Genomic DNA, 1,415 nt, shown 5'->3' on the forward strand with positions numbered 1-1,415 from the left:
AGATCCAGGAAATGAGTATTTTCATCTTTTAACCCAATATATCTCGTAGCGGCATATGATTCTCTTCGGCGGATAAGTCCTTTTAACTTTCTTACTTCCAAGGAATCAATTTGATTTTCTGACTTGTTATTTAGAAAATCAATCACAGATTTGAAATTTATTTTTGTGTCTGAATCAGCAAAAAAATCATTACTTACCTCAGCAAACTTTAACGCCTCATCATCAGTAACGGCAATATTTCCAGAGGTTTGATATACAACATGCACATCATGCCCTTGTTTTATTAATTTTGAGAATGTTCCTCCCATTGAGATAACATCATCATCTGGATGGGGACTAAAAAGGATAATTCTTTTCTTAGCTGGATTAGCTCTCTCTGGACGATGTGAATCATCAGTATTGGGCTTACCTCCTGGCCATCCTGTAATCGTATGTTGTAATACGTTGAACATATTAATGTTCAAATCGTAAGCAGAACCTTCTTGAGCCAATAAATCGGACATTCCGTTATTATTGTAATCTCTGTCGGTTAATTTTAAAATAGATTGTTTTGTTTTTTGACACAACCAAACAATCGCTTTACTTTTTAATTCCTGATTCCAAATACACTCACCAACTAACCATGGCGTTTTAAAACGAGTTAGTTCAGATGCTGCTGATTGGTCTAAAACAAAAGTTGCATTACCATGATTTTGCAAAAATGTTGCTGGAACTTCAGAGCTAATATCACCTTGAATGGTTCTCTTGATAATATCGGCTTTGTTTTGCCCCCAAGCCATAAGTACTATTCTTTTGGATCTGAGAATTGTAGATACTCCCATTGTAATGGCCCTTTTTGGCACATTATCAATCCCGTTAAAATCGGAAGAAGCATCTACTCTCGTGATATGATCCAAAGTAATAATACGTGTTCCTGAATTTATATGCGATCCCGGCTCGTTAAATCCTACGTGCCCTGTACGGCCAATTCCTAATAATTGAAAATCTAGTCCTCCAGCATTCTTAATGTTCATTTCATAATCAATACAATATTGATTCAATTCATCAATCGAAACAGTACCATCTGGAATATTTACATTCTCTGGTTTGATATCGATATGATTAAACAAATGTTGATGCATGAAATGGTGGTAGCTCTGATTGTTTTCTTTAGTCATCGGATAATATTCATCCAAATTAAAGGTGATAACATTGCTAAAACTCAATCCTTCTTCATTGTGCATTCTAACTAATTCTTCATATACCTTTATAGGTGAAGAACCTGTGGCTAAACCTAGTACACAAGATTTGTTCTTTTCTTGCTTTGATCTAATTAATTGAGCAATTTCCTGCGCAACAATTATCGATGCTTCGGTAGAATTCTTGAAGATTTCGTTGTGGATTTTTTCAAATCGTGTCTCTTCAAATTTACCAGC

The 1,415-nt window shown here is 35.0% G+C and carries 1 protein-coding gene; it reads right to left on the reverse strand.

The annotated features are described in order from the left end of the window. Positions 1 to 1,415: glucosamine-6-phosphate deaminase (gene nagB, locus LPB87_RS20570; protein ID WP_230729221.1), on the reverse strand; the 1,415-nt coding region annotated here is incomplete at both ends.

The sequence above is a fragment of the Flavobacterium sp. EDS genome (genome assembly GCF_020991525.1).
Taxonomy (GTDB): Bacteria; Bacteroidota; Bacteroidia; order Flavobacteriales; family Flavobacteriaceae; genus Flavobacterium.